The following is an 18,744-nucleotide window of genomic DNA, read 5'->3' as shown; positions in this document are numbered from 1 at the left end:
ATCACGCACCCCCTGTTAACTGCTTACGAAGTATTTCGGCAGCTTCGTTGCCAGTATCCCTACCAAAAGAACGAAGATCAATGCCATCTTCAAACACCGGTTCGTTTACTTCCATAAACTTTTCAATATGAATGCTAGCCCCACCATTACCAGCAGAAGCAGAAACCAAACTACCAATCTGCTGTGGTGTGAGTACCGGCTCTCCACGTTTTAAAATGGCCGTTATTTCATCTGGCATCAGCTGATCAGCAGAACGGAAGTTCATTTCACCGGCAATGCCGCCCGAATGGTAGAGCGGTGTACCATCTGGCTTATACCAACGTCCTTGCATCTCATTTTTAACTGCTCCAATTGATGCACCAAGTCTGTCATTCTCTTCACTCAATCGCGCTCTTTCTGCAGGATTGGCAGAAGCCCATGCAGCGCTATTCGCAATCATTTGAGCAACAACTTTCGTATCTTGCGCAGATACGCCCGTCATAATCGTTTTCAATTTTTCCATTTCTTCTTTAATTTTTTCATTCGTATCGATAAATGATTTTAGTCGTTCATCATCTGCGAGTTTGTAAAGCTTAGTCAGATCACCTGTTAGTTCATCCGTTGCTTCTCGCAACTCATCATACCAGGCTTCAATATCTTTCTTTTCATCATCTATTGCTTCCAGCTTCTGATCTCGTTCCTCCTGTAAATCACGCTTCTGTTGATCGATGTCCATCTTACGTAACTTTTCTTGTAGCTCTTGAAAATGTTTCTGCCCTTTTTCACTTGTTGCAAAACGATACTTTTCCATCTCAGCAAGCAATTCATTTCGTTCTTTTAAACGTTCTGAATCATCAATGTTCTCATTTTGTTCTTCATAAAACTTTTGAATCGCTTTGCGACGTTCATTCAAAGCATCTAGTTCAGATTTCTTCGCTTTATTGATAGCGTCTAGTGTACGTTTCAAATCATCCTTACGTTGCTTTTCCTTTTCTTTGGCGGCTTCTGCTTCTTGTTTGGCCACTTCTTTTAATTGATTGATTTTTAAATTCGTTATTTGCTCATCAGCTTCTTTATAGAAGTCCATATCCTTCGCATAACGATTTCGAACACGAGTCCACGCCGACATTTTCATTTTGGCGATAGCTTCTTCAGTTGCGCCGGCTAGAATCATTCGCTTTTCTTCCTTGGCAATCCACTCTTTGCTATGCTGAAAATCTTGCTCCTTCATTTGTTCTTTCAACTGATAAATCTCAACTTCTAGTTGCATTCGTAGTTCTGTGTTATCTTTGTACTTCCTTAACATTTTTTCTAGTCGAGCAAGCTCTTCTTTCTCAGACAGTTGTCCTAAATCCTGTTTATAGTTCATTAGTTTCTTTTCGTCATTATATTCTTTTTTGTACATCTCATCTTTAAGCTTATAAATACGAACCTCTGCGTCCTTACGAATATCACTGTACTGTTTATAGCGATTCTCCAGCTTTTCTAACATCGCTAGTTCTTGTTTTTCTGACAACTGGTTCAAATCTTTCTTATATTGAATATAAGCTAGAGACTTCTGATATTCTTCTTCCGCTAGTTCAGCAGCTGTCTTCTGTTTTTTCTCTTTCTCTTTCTTTTTCTTTTCCTTTTTCCCTTTTTTCTTATTATCTTCTGGAACTTCAGGATTTGTTTTTCGTCGAAACGGATCATAACCAATTGTTAAATCATCCAACAGCTTGTTAGCTTCATTAACGCTATAATTCCCTTTATTAATATCATTCACAAGCTGCTTTTTAGTTTGATTCAACACCCATTCATTGTTTCTATCAAAAATACCAGCTGTTGCATCGCTTAAAAATGGCATCGATGTTTTCGATGATGTAAGTCCTTTTGCTTCGATGCGTTCTATTTCCGCCATGCTTTCTCGCGCTAGTCGCACACGCTCTTCCGCTTCTATTTTAGCAGCTTCAATTACCTGTTTAGCAGTAGCGATGGCAGCATTTAAACGATTTTCTTCTCCAGTGATATAATCGTCTAAGGCATTCTTATTTTCAATATGCCATTGATTTTCTTCATCTAACAACACTATTAAATCAGGATACTCAGCTTTCAATTTCTTGACAATAGTTTCTAACCGCGCTTTCTGCTGTTCGGTTAAGTTAGCTTGTTTGTTCAGCTCATCATATTCTTCTGACATAGCTTTCATCTCGGATATATTGTCCACAAGCGCAATGTTCTCTTGCATCTGCTGCCTAGTCAGCTGCACAAGCGCTCCTAATGATTCATCAGAAGCTTTTTTCATGTTCCTTAGGGCAAATTCAGCTTCTTCTACACTGCTGAAGTCGAGTGCCTTTAATTCTTTATCTACTGCTTTGATGGCATCTGCTAGTTCAAACATTTTGTGGGTATTTTCAATTGATCCCTCACCACGTTCAGCTGCTGACGTAAGTTCGTTATATTCTTTTTCTAATTCATTTCGTCTCGCCAACACTTCACTTAATGTTTCCATGTTGGATTGCAACATTTCATATTGATTAGCGTTCAAACTATTAGATGTATCGCTAAGTGCTTTGTTTAGCTGCTCTTGATTGGCTGTGAATTCTTTTACAGATTCAGACGCTTGATTGGTAACTGCAGTATATGCACCAACACCTGCAACTAGAGTACCTATGGCTACTATAGTCCAACCAATTGGTCCCATTAGAGTATTTATTGCAAGCAGAGCAGCAGACAGTGTTGCAAGCACTGCAATAAGCCCTGCTACAGCAATTGCAGCAGCTGTCAATCCAGCAGCAACTTCTTGATTTTCGCTTGTCCATTCCGCTGTTCTTCCTAATAATGGTGTTATTAACTCCAATACTCGTTCCAAGTAAGGAATATAAGCTTCGCCTAGCTCTGTTCTAACATTTGCTAAAGTGGATTGGAAAGTGGCTTGCGTACCTGTATAACCAGTCATCGCGTCATCAGCATTGCCAGCAAATATAGCTCCTTCGTCAAGCATTCCGTTATATGCCGCTTGTATCTTCTGAGACTCAGTAAGCTTAGCTGCAGTCGTACCGATAGATTTCGCATAGCGATCTTGCATCACCGATAAATTCGTTGTAATACCTGCTGCATCGGTTAAGTTAGAATTACCAGATTTAATCCCTTGCGATACTTGTTTGATTGCTTCTTCCCATGACAGGTGCGCTTCACGATTGTAAACCGCAGCATCTGCAGTTGCTGTAATGATCTCTTCTGCTTCTTCTAGAGACAAGTTTAACGACAGATATGTCTTTACTGTATCTGCCATGACAGTTTTACTTAATCCCCAGCGATCAGCAAGTGTATCTGCTAAATCAGCTGCTTTTTCTGTATCTACATTGAACGATTTTGCTACCACGTTTAGTCCTTGATAAGAACTTGCTAACTGATGCGCCTCACCTGCTAGTGTTTTTACGCCATCTATCAGTTTAGATAACACCGCACTTGCTCCAAGAGATGCAAGCCCTGATGCTATACCACTGATACCTTGTTTCGCTCTATTTGATTCTTGCTCCGTTTGTCGTAGTTCTTGGTTGATTTTATCAATGCTCTGGCTATCTACACCAAGTTTTTTCAACGTTACACTTAATTTTTCTAATTGACGGTCTGCTTTCGTCGGGTCAAGATTATCCAAATGCCGTTTTACTACATTAATTTGTTCCCCGTTGAGACCGATCTCTTTCAATGCATTGTCAAGAGTATTAAACTCACTAGCAGCTTGTTGACTTACAACACCCGCTTGATTAATGCTATCTTCTAAATCCCATATTTTCTGTGCTGTGCTGTCCGAAGTCTGGATCAATCTAAGAAGTGATGATTCAGTATTTAAAATTTGATCTTGCAGCTTAGATTTAGCAGACTCGTTAAATGTGTTATCATAAGACGCTTTCAATTCAGCCAATTTTTTACGTTGCTGTTCTATTCGAGCGTTCACGTTATCTAATGTAGCAGTTAATATAGCAAGTTTGTCCTTTGATGCTCCGACCAGAGCAATAGCTGTTTCCACCGTTTTCAAGTCAGAAGCTGACTTTTTCCCTTGTTCCCCAAGATCAATGAAGTCTTTTTTCACAGCTTGGACCTCTTGACGCATTTGCCGAGATTCAGCAGTTAATCGAGCTCGCAACTCTCCTATCTCAACTGTCAATGTTTTACCCTCCTTTCATCCGTAGTTTTAATGCTTCGTACTGTTCTTGAGCTGATTTTGGTGTTTCAGGTGGCGGTTTAGGTAACTTATCACGATGCTGCTTCAGTATAGCTTCTCTAATCTTCGAGTCGGTAATATGAGGAAATGTAGCAACCTCGATATTTTCTAACAGCTCTATCGCCCTTCGTTCGCCTTGTAGTTCAATTAGTCGTGGCAAGTCAATCCATGCATAACCATTCTCAATTTCATTTTGCGTCTTGCCTAATATCAAACAGCAGCGTAGTACAAATTCATCTTGGGTTATTCTTTGGCCTGCATCCGGCCGACTATGCTTTGTACGAATTGTTGTGCCATCGGTGGAATTAGGCCGTTCAGGTTTCCCAGGGCTGCGTTAATATCATTTATCTCCCATGTTAAACGGAGAAACTCCGTGCATTCAGCGAATGATGCATGCTCATCTAAATAATCAATTGGAAGATCACTCAAAATGGATGTAAGTTCATATATTTCATCGATCGCGACGTCAGCTGCAGCAACAATAAACACCGCGCGGTCATTTTCAGGAGTCAAAAACAGCTTCACGAGATAATCGCCGATCGTGCCAATATGATCGGTTAATTTTTTTAGTCTTGTTCGGGTTAACTTTGGAATTTCAATTTGTTTGTTACCAAGTTGAACACGATCTTTCTTTATGAATGGGAACAATGTCATTCCTCCAATCTTGTTATTCATTTTTGTCTATGTGAAATTTACTGGCATTTATTTTTATAATCAATTAGATTATGATGATTACAGGTGATGATACAATGAATTTGAATTTTAATGGTAACTTAATAAGTTGGTCAGAAATTGCAGCTTGGAGTGCGCTATTAATCAGTGTCGTTAATTTGTTCATAAATTTAATCAAACACAAAAGTGAAAAAGCTCGTTTTATAATGACTTCTTTTGAAACAAAGCCTTCTGTTGTAATTAAACGTGACAAGGATTATATAGATAGTTGGGGACGTAATGTCTATCAATCGGATACTAAAGTGTATACAACAATAATTTATTTATCTGTTACAAATAACTCATCTTTGCCAAATGAATTAAAACAGATATACGTACTTCACAAGAAGGAAAAGCTTACTTTACTCTCGGACGAACTATACGTGCCAAGTAAAGAAATACATATTATAGAGAACGAACTACTAACGACGGGTATACTAAAACCTTTCAGTTCGGTTGAAGGCTACATATTGATAGATCTCCCATTTGAACCGTCTCAAAAAACTGAACTTACCATTACTCTGGTTTCTGCAAGGAAAACTTTTCACAAAAAGCTTCTAATTCATCTTCACTCAGATATAAACGCATAGCATTCAAGCGAATGTAAAGCTCATCTATTTCATTTTTCAGCTTGTTTGTTTCAGTCTGATGTTGTTTTATTGAATCACAATAAATAGACAGTACTTCTTCATATTTTTTACGACTCATAAAATAGCTACTGAACGTCAATGAACTTGATATTAGCGCAAAAACAAGAGCTAGATAAGACACGATCATCTGCATTTTTACCGTTCTCCCTTATCGCAAATTTATTCAAACGAAACATCTTCACGAGCATATTGATCAGCTAAAGAAACTGCTTCGACTAATGTACTTGCACTTGCTATAACCTTATTCCATCGTTCTTTACTATGAGTATTATCAATAAATGCATGTGCTTTCGCTGTAGGTAACAATTTTTCTGCATCCAAAAGTCCTGATGTTATAAGTTCATTGAGATCAGTAAAGTGTAGGCTAAGCATTTCAAGAGCACATAAGTATTTACGAATAGCTTCTAGTCTCTTTTCAATCATTCTTTATCACTCCTCGCATAAAAAGCGCCCATAATAGGCGCTTTCTCTAATCGTTAAGCAATCGCTGTAATATCTCCCCACGTATAGAGCAATCCTTTCGGTGTTGCACTTAAGCTAGGATATGCCATTGCTGAGATAGTTAAGCGACGGTTGTTGTCTAACACGTATGCAGCATTCATATCAAACTTGATACCTACAGATTCGATATAAATAAACTGATCAGGATCCGTAACACCTTGTGGTTTAATAACAGCTCGCTTTCGAGGCAGTTCCTTTCCAGCCAAGCCAGTTACATGATATTTCACTTTTTTCGGATCTGTCCCATCTTCAACCTTGGAAGCGTTCGGATTATATTTTAAAACTTTTTCAAAGTCCATATCTGGCGTTTCAAAATCAATGGATCCTGTGGTTCCAGTTGCAATTGATTTAACCGGTGCCGTTCCGGTTTGATCTATTGTCGGTTCAAAGTATGTTGTCGTAGTCGTAAAATTAATTCCACCTTGAGTCAGATCGATAATAAGTCCATCTGCCTCCAGTTCACCATCCTCATCTACGCCCCATTCAAAAATACCAGGTCCAGCATAGATTTTATCTACATCACTCATGTTCATGCTCCTTTCACACTAAAAATAAAGTTAGTTGAATACATTGGTCGATCCTTTTCATCTAATCCCAACGCGATAGGATTAGACTGCATCGCCCTGCTCGACCATACATAGGCAGTGCCAGCTGTGTAATTGTGCTTACGGTGCAGTAAGTCTATCAAGTGCTTTGCTTCCTCCTCTGCAGCAGCCTTGTTCGCAGGATTGGCCTTGTACGACTTACCCATGACGATAACTTGATATGTCGGACTGTCACGCGGAATATAGTCATGTGGTGCATAGCCACCGCTGGCAAATACAAAAAGACATGGTAGCTTCGTTTCTGGTAGATCAGCTGGGATAAAGCCTTCATCTGGGTATACATTAAAGCCCGATAAGGCCAGGTAATTAATCAAATCCTCCGACAACACGCTTCATCCCTCCAATACTTTAGATAGCTCTTCAATAATCAGCATCTCGTTCATCTTAATTGCATTTTCGAGATATTTTTTTCCTGGCAAATATCCGTTGTATGCTCCCTTACTAACTGTTTTTTCACCAGGCGTTAGCTGTACAATCTTTCCTGATGCTGTCTTCCGGAAGCCTTCGTGTTGTACTACAGCATAATCATTTACTTCCGGACTAGTACCAAAATCGATATACGATACTCCTATAAGCTTTTTAACTTTACCAACATTAAACGGGGCTGAAGTATCGTTACCAATGTGAAACGCCGCTTCAAGATCTCCAGATAGGTTAGGGGCCAATCTTTTAGCGTCATGGATGATTTGAAGAGCCAGCTTTTCCAGAGTCTCATCGATTCGTTCGTCAATCTTCTTTGCCATGTCATCTAATTCGCCAATCATGGCTTCAAGTCCAACAATACCAAAATTAAATCCGTATCCCTTAGCCATAGACGACCACCTTCTTTACATCGTCTGTTCCGATATATTTTCGGATTTCGTAATGGGCAACGTCGTAACGGATTTCTCTGCCCAGAGCATCAATGTAAATAAAGTAATCATCGAAGCTGACAGCAATCGCGCCTTCGATATGGATTTCACCGGTAACCAGAACCTCCTCTCCACGAGCGTTCTTAATGAGTTTTTGTTCCTCCACAACTTTTGCAGCTCGTTCTGTTTCGACAGGCGGTAATGGTCGCCCCCACTCATCCGTTTCCGAATGAAAATGAGTAACTGTAGCTGGATAACCAAATAAACTCATATCAAAGCACCACCATATTGCCGTTGTTCTACTTCTTCAGCTTCCAATTCTGCAAGTTCATCAGCTGTTGCACCTAGCAAAGCACGCACATCAGGAGCGACAACAGGACGTTCAACATCTTTATAGCTAACAGTTTCGCCATTGTCGGTCACCTGCTTAACATTGTGCTTCTGGTATTTGAGCGCTGGATCAATGCTCTGTAACTCCCAGATCGCTTGATATGCAACGATTTCTGTGTACAATTCAATATCTGGATACCATCGGGCAAGGTTACGATCTGCCTGGACAACTGCGACCGTTTGTCGTTGATCGGATGCACGGAGCCATGCTTCAGTGTCGAGCATGTTAGTTATGATCCAACTTCCTACTTCCAAAGGATCCATAACTATCACCTACTCTTTCGCTGCAGTCTTGGACTTATCGGCTACGTCTTTCTTTGTTATAGCTTCAGCGGACTTACGCTCAGCTTCTTCCTTAGCAGCAAGGGCCTTTGCTTCATCTTCAGCTTTTACTTTCTCTTGCGCTGCTTTCAACGCAAGTTCCTCTGCATCAATCTCCGCTTGCGACTTAGGGACGAGCTTTCCGCAGTCCTTTGAAATCAGCTCATTACCCAGTTCGTCCAAAACAATTACTTCGTCACCTGGTCCACGCCACGAACCCTGTACTTTTACAGTGCGATTAAGTTTGACCTTCACTACATTCACCCTTTCTTATGATTTTAAGGCAGCCAGAAGTGTGTTAAACGCTGCTGCGACATCCTTCGATGTTGCCGTCTCTGGATCAGCAATAGGGAGTACTGCCGTTAAGTCATATGATCCCGGAGGACCTTGATCACCTTTGTCTCCCTTTGCGCCATTGGTACCATTAGTCCCGGCAGTACCCGGTGTTCCTTGTTCTCCCTTCTCACCTTTTAACGAAGTAAGCCATTCCATTTCCGTTCCTCTATAACCATTTTCAACTGCAATCTCATAAGCGGATGCTCCTGCAGGACCTTGCATGCCTCCACCTCCCGCAAAACTAACTTTCAGGTTTCCATCATCATCAAACAGTTCAATAATGGTCCCATCCTCTCGCATGATACGACCATTAGAAAGAGGTACTTGTATTCGTTTTTTCAAAGTCACCACTCCTCAAAAAAAGGAGCACCCGTAGGCACTCCTTAGATAACCGTTGCTGATACCACACTGTCAGCCCAAGCAAACGCCGGGAAGTTCAATGCAACACCTGCTGTACGCAAACGAATCGGATTCTTAGTCACATCTCGGAATACGAAAATTCCCATATCACCTGTTTGCTCAGCTTCTATCTCAGCCATCATTTCCTCCGTTGTCTTAGCCCATAAATAATTACCTAGTGTTCCTTCAGGTAATAAAATAAATCTGTTTTCCGGTACCATACGTAGGGTTGTAAATGACAGTTTACCTCCAGTCAGTGCACGATCTTCAGTACGAGCCTGTGTGTCATAAGCAACCAATACAGGGAATTCCATCTCACTAAATACGGAATCGAGTTGCCCTTTCGTAAGTGCTGGTGGTTGTGCTGAGCCACTTGGATCTCCATGATAATGTTTCCTAATGGAGAGATTACGACGCAACAACGTAATAATCTTCTGAGACGTCATAGCACGGCGTAAACGAATACCTTTCGCTCTCCAAGCATCTACCCAACCTTGAATATCATCCAATGGATTAGAGTTAACGAAATCATCCCACTTGTCCGTTCCCGTAAGAACAGGCTTTTGCTCTGGAGTGTATCCAAAGTCCACCTGAACGTTGACATTACCTTCAATGTAATTAACTCCACCGCTCCAAACACTCGTCATAGCAATCCATTCACGACGAGCATGAATCGAATCCACTGCAAACTGTGCGTCATTGAGTTGTCTGTTTCTTAGTTGATTAACTTCTTCACTCCGCAAACCATAGCTTTGAGATGCTTGTAAAGCAAGACGCACTAGGCGCTCGTCCATATAACGACCTAGTTGAATTTTCGGAATTTCAATGCGTGTTCCGCTCATTCCCTCACGAGAGGCATATTCAACTTCAGTTCCTAGTTCCGCAATTTTCGCCATAACCGGCAAGCTTTGAGATGCTTCTTTAATAACATCAACTGTTAGTTCAGAGGTTTCTTTTGGTGGGAACAATACAGGGTGCAGGTACTCGTTTGACACCTCTAAGTTTCGAGAATAAACGAGTAGATCATCACCAGATAGTGCTTCTTCTAAAGTTAAATCAAGCGGATCAGATGCTGCGAAAAGCTGTAAGTTCATCGTAAACATACTTTTATTCTTCATACTTTCTTCAATCCTTTCTGTTCTAATTAGGAAAAAACAATATGAGGCATCTTAGCGATAAGTGCAGCATCCACGGTAACAGGAATACGTTCTTTAATAAATTTGCCTACCTCATATCCACCGACAACATGGTCGCCATCCTTGACGTTGACTGTACGTTTCAAAATAACTGTTGGGTTTTCACTACCATCTTCACCGTCAGGATTGTAAGGCACCCATTTGCCTGATGTGGCGATCTTAGCCATCGGCATACCCTTCTTGATGAACTTGTCACCATTACTGTCTGCTCCAACACCTGTAGAATCAATTGTAATTCCATTTGTTACTTCGCGAATAACTTCAAACGATGCAAGAATTTCATATTCATCTTGTACTTCGAAACGTTTTGTTGGTTGTAAACGCATATCTCAAGACCTCCTTATTTATTTGCCCATGGATCATGAGCAGATTGACCGCCTGCTACTCCACGACTCTTTGCTAAATTAATCAATGCTTCCTGTGATTTCTTACGCTGTTCCTGGGAGTTAGGAACGGTAGCACCAAAAGAACCAGCACCAGGCTTTTGCTTACCTAAATGTGGCTTTTTCTTGAGCAAATCATCCATTGCTTCCTTGACGCCTATAAGATTGCCTTTGTCGTCCTCTGTCACTTTTGACATATCAGCTAGTGCAAGAGCATCCTCCCAATCGGCAAACCCGAGTTCGTTCGCCAAAACCTTTACCTCGGCAGTAAGCAGGCGCTTGAACGTGCGATCGTCCTGCTCCTTTTGTTTCGCTTTCAACTTCTCTTCAACCAACGCTTCAACATCTATAGGTTTTTCATCCTTCTTGTCAGTTTTTTTCGTTGGTTCCTGCTTCTTTAAGGCAGCTTGCATAGCTTCAACTGAATCAAAGCCAAGCTCCTTTGCGAGAGCTGTCTTCGCTGTTTTCTCTGCTCTTGATACGCGTGCTTGAACAGCCGTATCTAATTCAGCTTGTGTAAAAGTCTTCTCACCGTTTCCTCCGCCAGCGGTGCCACCATCGCCGCCTTCTCCACCAGTACCACCTTCGCCGCCACTTTCACCAGCGAATAGTTGCAGATTCATAGGGATAAACGGTTTTGCTATCATTTCGTGCATATAAATAACCTCCTAATTAAAGTCCGGGTGGACTATCCTGCCGCAGCTTTTAAAGTCATCACGGTGTTTTGGACAAAATAAAAAGCCGCCTATTCAGCGACCTCATCGTCGTACCTATTGGATATCATTAATTTTACAAATTCCATTGCCCCAAGCACTTCGAAATAACTTAGTTCATCTGGATTCTGGTAATCAACCGTGCCCTCGACAACATCGACCTCAATAATGAACTGCTTTTTCAATTCATCACTCCTCTAGTATTGGCCATCAAGCAAAATGGTTGCTTTGGGAAAAGAACTGTCTATCTCTTGTAGTGTAAAGTATTTATCATCAAGTCCGTTCTGGACTAACTCATCGCTAAGTAATAAACGAGCTTGTTGTTCATCCTCTGCAATAATGACCGATGCTGCTCCAACAGGATAATGACCACGATGATCATTACAAGTAAAGACCTTCATACAAACCAACTCCGTTCAGACAAAACAAAAACACCCCCGAACTCGAGAGTGCTTTATTGTGGAATTACTTTTTCAATTTCATCTCGCCTAACCTCAATCGTTTCCCAATCTTCTGGCGAAGAGCCGATATCGATAATAAATACATCTTGCTCACCTAAAATTTCAACAACACAACCTTTTCGATCATCCCTGAGTATGATTACATCATATTGCTTAATTACCTCCACCACTCTTCACCTCCTTGATATATGCAGTAGTCATCTTAGTTTCATTATTAGCAACATTCCAGCCAACTACAACGTTTGTCGGCTTCCCAGTTACGCCATATAAAATCATTTTCTGCTCATAGCGTGAGCCGTGTTGATCCGTTAGTTTCAACGTTGACGGATATAAGCTAGACCTTTCAATGATTTCACTTTGGAGCTTCTTCCAGTTATCTGAATTATACCCTAGTCTACTTGTAAATGCAGCACCCTTAGCGTATCCGACAGGATTGTCCGGATTGAATAAATACTTGCTAAACTTCGCATCCGCAGCGCTGGCCTTACCCGCGTTTGGCAGAGCAAGTTCCGGATTGGCCGTAAGTCGCCTTTGGCGGCGGTAATCTAATTGAGTAAGCTGCCATTGTTCTGCATTACTGTTCTTCATTCGTCGAAATGCCGAGAACGTCTTCGGCGTCTCCTGAACTACCTCCCGATATCGCTCCCATTGCTTGCGATCTGCATTGAGCTGTGCCTTTTGCGCTTGTATCTCCTTATAGCGATTAATATGTTGCTCTGATCGAGTCTCTTCACCGAGCTTATTAGATATATCTAATAGCCGTTCTACTTCCTCCGGTGATTGATACTCCTCAACCCAGATAGAAATGCTATGCACGCAATGTGAATGATAAGGCGGCTTGTACTCGTCTGTCATATGTGGCCAACGCTTGTCATTGCCGCTAAGAGAGTAAACACGCCCTTGCTTTCGAGCGCAATGCTCGCAGGTAATGCCTACATAGTTGACATATACGAGATCATAACCGTTCTGTGTGGCCATGTTTTCTGTTCCGGTGACGTGGGCTTTCCGCTGATGATAGTGGACCACACCAGCCACATACTTATCTGCGGGTATTTCAGCACCATTTTTTGCAACGATGCCAGTAATTCCCTTGGTATTAAGTTCGGCAACTGCCTGCTTGGTCGATTCTTTACGGCTCATACCAAGCGTTAGGGATTTCTCGTTTGCCAACTGCACTGCCTTTTTAATCCGCTCTTTTGTGTCCATAGCCATATTATCCGTGGATTCAAGGATCGAATAAAACGCTTCGTCTGATATCGCCTGTACAGCGCGCTGGTGCTGTAGAGACTTAACGGATACGTCTATGCTCTCCTTGGCTCTCCCTGCAGCAATCATCTGATTAACTGCAATAGCTACACCAGTTCGATATTCATTACCGATCAATGTAGCTACATTTAGTCCAGCTCGTTCCGCTAGCTCTGCTACAATCTGTTCTATCTCACGATTCAGCTGCTCAACTCGTCTAGTGCTCAAATTCCCGTTTTCAAGCTGTTGAACAAGTGATCGCAGTCGCTCATCCGTCTCCGCATACAGCCTAACAATATCTTCGTAAGTCATACTATAACGTCACTTTCGGCGGCTGGCTATATGTCGGATTCATACGAGTAGCAGTCTGCTCATCTTCTATCTTAGTCATCTCTTCCTCAATTGCTTCCTCAGACCAGTCAGGATGCATACGTCTAACGGTCGTCTCAAGCGCTTGTACACCTGCTTCGTATTTCGCAATTTCCTCTGTGTCCCTTTCGCTATCAGCTTTTGGTAGCATGTCGCCCCATTCAACCACAGGGGATTTAACTTCTAATTGAGAGGAGCCAAGCACATTTTCAAGTATCATGCATTTGCGAATAGCATCCTTAAGCGCAGTATCAAACTTGGCTTGAATAGCTTCAGCTTTAATAACCGATACCATCCATTCATAAAGCATAGCAACAGCTGCCTTTGCCCCACTGCCTTCTTCAAGTCCTGCAGCCTGTGGCGAAGTCTTAGACACAGCGAGCATATACTTGATCAACCTCTCAACGTGCGAAAAGGAATGTTCTGTCTTAGCATCCCATGTTATATACAGTGGTACAGCACCATTCTTTTCGTCATAACTGACAACCTCAAGATCAGCATTACGAACGAATCGTGCACCATAATGCTTTTGATTCGTATTGGCCACTGTATCCCAAAGCGCACGGGGAATAGCAAGTTTCGGCTTTCCATGCTTTTCGAAAACGATGCTGTCTCGAGTAATGGTCCAATTGATTTCTTCTTGCAGCACATCGATATTCCGAAGCGATGAACGACCTCTAGGGTTACAAAGTGTATCATCGTTAGGTACGTAGCCACAGAGCAGCTCAGTTACACCTGGTAAGTCAATATCTTCTGGAACCGATGCTTCATACTCCTGCGCATACTGCTTAATATCCAATTCTTCTGTGACATTATCACTATCCATCTTATAAACCAACTGCTGAACCGACAAACCAGCATTAGTAAGTAGCTGCCGTTCTACTCGTAAGAAACGCTTCTTGTTCGATTCGTCGCCCCATTCTTCAATCCATGCGATGTCGGCGCCTTGATCGTCATCATGCGGCAAATAACGATCGCCAAGCAGCCATTCAAACCAAACCTTGCCCTGGTCATTACGACGAATTCTGTAGGCGATAAAACCGTCCACCTGCTGTTGCGTAACAGCTGCCCATATCTTATCGTTAATCTTGGATACACTAACTACATTTGAAACAAATTCAAGCTCGGGACCTTCCTCAGTATCAGCTGAAATATTACCTAACGCACGGTTTACTAAGTCGGCAGGCACCTCTGCGACAAGGCAACTAAAGTTAGCAACGATGTACGGATGATTACTCTGTATTGTCTCGTGAGTCTGTTCCCATTCTTTATAACTCTTACGTCGCCACTTCATGCGCCTATCAGCTCCAACCGTCTTTGCACGTGGGAAGATCTCATCATGATCGCCATCGTATAGCGCGCGATAGTAGCGCATTAGCTCGACATCCTTGTCGAACGGTGGCGGCGGAAACTTCTTATTTGTATAAACGATCGTCATGATACTCTCCTTTCTACCAACCATTTGGACGCTGGTCGCTATACTGCATTGTTCTTTCTTCTACAAACGCTAATACGACTGCATCCGCCCTATCCGGGGAATCCAGTCCTCGTTTCTTCATATCTTTTTTACTTTCTATCGCTAATTTCCCTTTGCTTGTCATTCGATATTTGCGCTGTGTAAGTTGAGTTATTAACCGTTCATCCTCAGGCAACTCAACCTCAGCCGGCAAACCTTGCATGTGCTTCGAAAATGACTCTTGCAGTAAAGTTCGAACGGTAGCCCATGTCTCAGTACCACGATTCTCGTAATGCTCCACTTCATCATCAGTAGCCTTACTGCCATTGTTAATAGGAACAACTGTCCAATTGTATAAACCATCTTCCAGGATGACTTCATTTAAACGATCAGTCACACCACCACCAACACCGCTGTCATCCACTTTTATTGAAACTTGCATTAGTCTCGGATATAAGCCTAGTATTTCTCTACCAATTGCAATTACCCAACCTGCCGTCACCATCGTATCCTGCTTGTTATAACAACGAAGGTCAAATACCTTTGTGCCAATACGTGGGGCTATAACCGTTTCATCATCACCAAAGCGAGCTACGTCAACTCCCAAATGAAGCGTATCTCCGATAGGCTGCACAGTAGCATTTGCAGCGAGTTCTGTAAGTTCCAACGCAATAAAAGCATCAGCTTCAGCCTTGGGAAAATCACCGTAGACGCGAACGCGAACAACATCACTTTCAGCTCCATACTTATCGATGAGCATCTGAATGTTTTCTTTACTAGTCCGGTTACTGTCACGGCTATCTACTTTATGAGTGCGAAATAGCTTTCGGTCCCGGTTATGCGAGTCATAAAAATAGCCACTCGTTCGCGTGGGATTACCACACATGAGCAGCTTGTTGTCTTCACCAGATAACGTACCTTGAATAGCTTCCATGATCGCATCAGATACCCCAGATGCTTCGTCAACGATAAATAACATATGATCTTCGTGGAACCCTTGCATATTCTCGGGCTTGTTGGCCGTCCTAGCAGTTGCAAACCATCGTTCCTCATGACCGATCATGTAAACCTTTGTCTTGGTCCATTTGAGTAAATTCTTGACCATAGATGATTCTAACCACTTGGCTACTTCCGCCCATAATACATCATGCAGCTGCTGCTTTGTTGGAGCTGTACAAACCACCTTTGGATTAGGTCTGCAACAAAGAAACCATATAACAAGCACTGCTTCGAAACCTGTCTTGCCGACACCCTGCCCTGATCGGACACTAGTACGTGGATGATTAGCCACATCCATCATGGCAGCCTTTTGCCATTCATCAGCTTCAAAGCCAAGCATATCTTCACCAAATGCCACCGGATCGTCCCAGTAAAGATCAAGCAGCTGCACGAGATCCGCTACAACGTTGTACGGCTTACTCATTTGTAGTCACCTCAGCACGCTTTGCTTTTCGTCGTTCAGCAATATCTTTAAGTGCTTCGGTCCAGCTCTGTGTTGCGCCAGCGCCGCCCTGAAGCTTCTGTAATTCAATTTGAAGTATCGCAGTTCGGACTTGCTTTTCTTCATCAACTGCGATCAATCTGTTCTTGAGCTCGATTGCTTTTAACTTTTTGTCTTGAACGCGAGTCAGCGCTTCTTCAAGCTTCAGTATGTCGTCCAGCTTGCGAAACGTGCTTATCTCCACTTTTGACTTAACTAGTTCATCACGTGATACAGGGACCTTCTTTGTCTGACCTGATTTCTCATCGTGTACAATGGCGACATCCTTCGTTGTCTTAAGCTCGTATAGAACGCTGCGTTCCTTTTCGGTAAGACCATCATTCAACTTCTTTATCCGCTGGAGCATCCTAAACTGCCTTATTGACCAAAGTTGAATCTCTTCTTCTGCCTGTTGAATCGGATCAGTATCAATTGTGTCGAGCAACTCTTTTTCTTCATCTGTCAATGTGTCAAACCAAATAGATTCATACTCTCCAGTGGTGACCGCCTTCTTGTTACCGTATGGACCACCTGTTCCGCCTCGATTACCTACCGCATTATTATTTCCTTTCGGTGCACCGCCTATGTTGCCAACAGCATTCTTATTACCCTTTGGCGCTCCTACTCGTTTAGTAACGTTACTATTGCTTTCATTGGTAACGTTACTATTCAAAGAAGCTTCCCAAGTATCTTGATTCTTCCATTTTCGTATTTGCGAATCACTAACTCCAAGCTCAGCGGCAATATCTTTCAGTAGCATTTCTCCATTGCTATCAAGCCACATCTGTTTCGCTTTGCCACGGTTTGGACTACGTTGCCTCGCCATTACATGATCACCACCTCCGACACAAATAGGTTAAATCTATTTCAGCTCGTCCTTCTGTAGCTCTATGTCCAGTTCGATCAGCTTCCTCAAATCGTCAACGGTACTAATCTCAATGCGATTATCCTGGAAGTCTTTCACCCAACGAGCGATAGCAGCCTTAATTATCTTGCGGTACTGCTCCTTACTCTCCATGATCCCAAGCATGATCTCAGCTTCATGCTGCTGAAGTAAATCATCTGAATTAGGCATTGGTAATCACCCCATTTGTCCATTATTATGGATATGAGATCATGCGTTCGCAAATCGTGGCCACGACTGTGCATGATCTCTTGCTGGGGTGTTACCCTGGTTGGTTGAGAGGTGTTTCCGCACCTCTCTTTTTATTATTTAGATTGCTGTAATAGAACTGGCTCAATACCTGTCGATACACGGAATCGCTCCTTAATCACATCACAAAACAATGGATCTAGCTCAAGTGTACGGCATTCCCTTCCCATCTGCTCACAGGTCATAAGCGTGGATCCACTACCACCAAAGAAATCAACCACAATATCATCTCGCTTACTACTATTGCTGATAGGTATCTCTAATAACGGCAGTGGCTTTTGTGTGGGATGTACATACTTGTTCACATCACCTCGAGACACTTCCCAGACTGTTGAAGGTTCTGGCTCGTCTAATCCTGATCGCCATACGGTTGATTGCTTACGATCGCCGTACCAGGCAGGCGCTTTACCTTTCATATGAGCGTAGAAAATCGGCTCATGCTGCCAGCGATACTGCGACCAGCCAAACGAAGCTGCATTCTTCACCCATACACATTGGCTGCGAATAGCAATTCCCGTAGCCTCCATCGCATCCTGGAACTCTCGCTGATATGATGACGGATGAAATATATATATTGCAGACGTAGAAGCCATGATTGAAGCGTACTGCTCAAAAACGGCATACAAAAAGCCCGCAAATTCTTCTGCAGGCATATCATCGTTCATTATTCTATCTCGGCCATCAGCAGCAAGACGCTCAGAGTCGCTTTCTACTGCAACATTGTATGGAGGGTCTGTTACGACCAGTGAAGCCTTAGCACCATCCATTAATAGCGCTACATCATCGCAATACGTAGCATCTCCACACACTAGCCGATGCCTACCTAATTGCCACACATCGCCGCATCGTGTTTCAGGCTCTTTAATATTCTCCAGCGCTCTTCCAACGTCAAAGTCATCATCAATAACAGGATCCTGTACTTCGATATTATGCGGTAATATAGCAATTAGTTCGCCAATCTCCTCCGCATCGAATCCCGTCAAATCAAGCTCTACTCCAGTAGCTTGCAACTCGTCTAGTAGTCTAGCAAGTGCCTCATCATCCCAACGGCCGGATACTTTATTAAGTGCTAGATTCAGCAGCCGTTCTTGCTGATCGTCAAGATTAACTACGGAGACAGTCACTGCCGTGTCGCCACGTTCCTTCAATATTTTGAACCGCTGATGTCCGCCGACCATGTTACCGGTGCGCTCGTTCCACACGATCGGCTCGACGTAGCCAAAGGTTTCTATGCTACGCTTTAGTTTTTCATATTCCGGATCTCCTGGCTGAAGATCGATGCGCGGATTGTAGACTGCTGCGTTAATACGATCAATTGAAATCGTTTGTATGTTCATA

General features: G+C 42.6%; 24 protein-coding genes. All 24 read right to left on the bottom strand.

Annotation, left to right across the window (positions count from 1 at the left end):
• Position 1: 1 nt before the first annotated feature.
• A complete protein-coding gene (locus tag ACFSTH_RS08320; RefSeq protein WP_377772400.1) occupies positions 2–4,129 on the bottom strand; it encodes a hypothetical protein in 4,128 nt (1,375 codons plus the stop codon).
• Positions 4,130–4,133: 4 nt separating this feature from the next.
• Positions 4,134–4,400 (bottom strand): hypothetical protein, encoded by a 267-nt coding sequence (locus ACFSTH_RS08315; RefSeq protein WP_377772402.1) that lies wholly within the window; start codon positions 4,398–4,400, stop codon positions 4,134–4,136.
• Positions 4,401–4,429: 29 nt separating this feature from the next.
• Positions 4,430–4,834 carry a hypothetical protein gene (locus ACFSTH_RS08310; protein ID WP_377772404.1) on the bottom strand — a complete coding sequence of 135 codons (405 nt, stop codon included), beginning with the start codon at positions 4,832–4,834 and terminating at the stop codon, positions 4,430–4,432.
• 579 nt (positions 4,835–5,413) lie between these two features.
• Complete coding sequence (locus tag ACFSTH_RS08305; RefSeq protein WP_377772406.1) at positions 5,414–5,680, bottom strand: hypothetical protein; 267 nt, start codon at positions 5,678–5,680, stop codon at positions 5,414–5,416.
• A gap of 26 nt (positions 5,681–5,706) precedes the next feature.
• Positions 5,707–5,970, bottom strand: coding sequence for a hypothetical protein (locus tag ACFSTH_RS08300; RefSeq protein WP_377772408.1), 264 nt, complete (start codon positions 5,968–5,970; stop codon positions 5,707–5,709).
• A gap of 53 nt (positions 5,971–6,023) precedes the next feature.
• Positions 6,024–6,575, bottom strand: coding sequence for a hypothetical protein (locus ACFSTH_RS08295; RefSeq protein WP_377772410.1), 552 nt, complete (start codon positions 6,573–6,575; stop codon positions 6,024–6,026).
• A 2-nt stretch (positions 6,576–6,577) separates the two neighbouring features.
• Positions 6,578–6,982 carry a minor capsid protein gene (locus tag ACFSTH_RS08290; RefSeq protein ID WP_377772412.1) on the bottom strand — a complete coding sequence of 135 codons (405 nt, stop codon included), beginning with the start codon at positions 6,980–6,982 and terminating at the stop codon, positions 6,578–6,580.
• Positions 6,983–6,985: 3 nt separating this feature from the next.
• Positions 6,986–7,465 carry a hypothetical protein gene (locus ACFSTH_RS08285; protein ID WP_377772414.1) on the bottom strand — a complete coding sequence of 160 codons (480 nt, stop codon included), beginning with the start codon at positions 7,463–7,465 and terminating at the stop codon, positions 6,986–6,988.
• Positions 7,458–7,775, bottom strand: coding sequence for a hypothetical protein (locus ACFSTH_RS08280; RefSeq protein ID WP_377772416.1), 318 nt, complete (start codon positions 7,773–7,775; stop codon positions 7,458–7,460). Before ACFSTH_RS08280 ends, ACFSTH_RS08285 begins: the two co-directional genes overlap by 8 nt.
• Positions 7,772–8,158, bottom strand: coding sequence for a hypothetical protein (locus ACFSTH_RS08275; RefSeq protein WP_377772418.1), 387 nt, complete (start codon positions 8,156–8,158; stop codon positions 7,772–7,774). The genes ACFSTH_RS08280 and ACFSTH_RS08275 overlap by 4 nt, the downstream gene beginning before the upstream one ends.
• A gap of 9 nt (positions 8,159–8,167) precedes the next feature.
• Positions 8,168–8,470 carry a hypothetical protein gene (locus ACFSTH_RS08270; RefSeq protein ID WP_377772420.1) on the bottom strand — a complete coding sequence of 101 codons (303 nt, stop codon included), beginning with the start codon at positions 8,468–8,470 and terminating at the stop codon, positions 8,168–8,170.
• Positions 8,471–8,485: 15 nt separating this feature from the next.
• Entirely contained in the window at positions 8,486–8,893 is a 408-nt protein-coding gene (locus tag ACFSTH_RS08265) for a collagen-like triple helix repeat-containing protein (RefSeq protein WP_377772422.1), read from the bottom strand.
• Positions 8,894–8,934: 41 nt separating this feature from the next.
• Positions 8,935–10,068: a major capsid protein gene (locus ACFSTH_RS08260; protein WP_377772424.1), complete on the bottom strand. Its 1,134-nt coding sequence runs from the start codon at positions 10,066–10,068 to the stop codon at positions 8,935–8,937.
• 26 nt (positions 10,069–10,094) lie between these two features.
• Complete coding sequence (locus tag ACFSTH_RS08255; RefSeq protein ID WP_377772426.1) at positions 10,095–10,472, bottom strand: head decoration protein; 378 nt, start codon at positions 10,470–10,472, stop codon at positions 10,095–10,097.
• 14 nt (positions 10,473–10,486) lie between these two features.
• The gene (locus ACFSTH_RS08250; protein ID WP_377772428.1) at positions 10,487–11,185 is read right to left on the bottom strand and encodes a scaffolding protein; all 699 of its coding nucleotides are present in this window, start codon (positions 11,183–11,185) and stop codon (positions 10,487–10,489) included.
• Between the two features lie 89 nt (positions 11,186–11,274).
• Entirely contained in the window at positions 11,275–11,427 is a 153-nt protein-coding gene (locus tag ACFSTH_RS08245; protein WP_377772430.1) for a hypothetical protein, read from the bottom strand.
• Between the two features lie 12 nt (positions 11,428–11,439).
• Complete coding sequence (locus ACFSTH_RS08240; protein WP_377772432.1) at positions 11,440–11,643, bottom strand: hypothetical protein; 204 nt, start codon at positions 11,641–11,643, stop codon at positions 11,440–11,442.
• Positions 11,644–11,696: 53 nt separating this feature from the next.
• The gene (locus ACFSTH_RS08235; RefSeq protein ID WP_377772434.1) at positions 11,697–11,870 is read right to left on the bottom strand and encodes a hypothetical protein; all 174 of its coding nucleotides are present in this window, start codon (positions 11,868–11,870) and stop codon (positions 11,697–11,699) included.
• Positions 11,857–13,260 carry a phage minor capsid protein gene (locus tag ACFSTH_RS08230; RefSeq protein WP_377772435.1) on the bottom strand — a complete coding sequence of 468 codons (1,404 nt, stop codon included), beginning with the start codon at positions 13,258–13,260 and terminating at the stop codon, positions 11,857–11,859. The genes ACFSTH_RS08235 and ACFSTH_RS08230 overlap by 14 nt, the downstream gene beginning before the upstream one ends.
• Before the next feature lies 1 nt (position 13,261).
• On the bottom strand, positions 13,262–14,755 hold the full coding sequence (locus ACFSTH_RS08225) for a hypothetical protein (RefSeq protein ID WP_377793634.1): 1,494 nt from the start codon (positions 14,753–14,755) through the stop codon (positions 13,262–13,264).
• 13 nt (positions 14,756–14,768) lie between these two features.
• Positions 14,769–16,196, bottom strand: a complete 1,428-nt coding sequence (locus ACFSTH_RS08220; protein WP_377772439.1) for a terminase B — start codon at positions 16,194–16,196, stop codon at positions 14,769–14,771.
• The gene (terS, locus tag ACFSTH_RS08215; protein ID WP_377772441.1) at positions 16,189–17,079 is read right to left on the bottom strand and encodes a phage terminase small subunit; all 891 of its coding nucleotides are present in this window, start codon (positions 17,077–17,079) and stop codon (positions 16,189–16,191) included. The genes ACFSTH_RS08220 and terS overlap by 8 nt, the downstream gene beginning before the upstream one ends.
• 36 nt (positions 17,080–17,115) lie before the next feature.
• Positions 17,116–17,328, bottom strand: a complete 213-nt coding sequence (locus ACFSTH_RS08210; RefSeq protein WP_377772443.1) for a hypothetical protein — start codon at positions 17,326–17,328, stop codon at positions 17,116–17,118.
• 134 nt (positions 17,329–17,462) lie between these two features.
• Entirely contained in the window at positions 17,463–18,743 is a 1,281-nt protein-coding gene (locus ACFSTH_RS08205; protein ID WP_377772445.1) for a site-specific DNA-methyltransferase, read from the bottom strand.
• Between the last annotated feature and the right edge of the window lies 1 nt (position 18,744).

Source organism: Paenibacillus yanchengensis (assembly GCF_042684845.1).
Taxonomy (GTDB): Bacteria; Bacillota; Bacilli; order Paenibacillales; family Paenibacillaceae; genus Pristimantibacillus; species Pristimantibacillus yanchengensis.
This window is presented reverse-complemented; position numbering and strand designations above follow the sequence as displayed.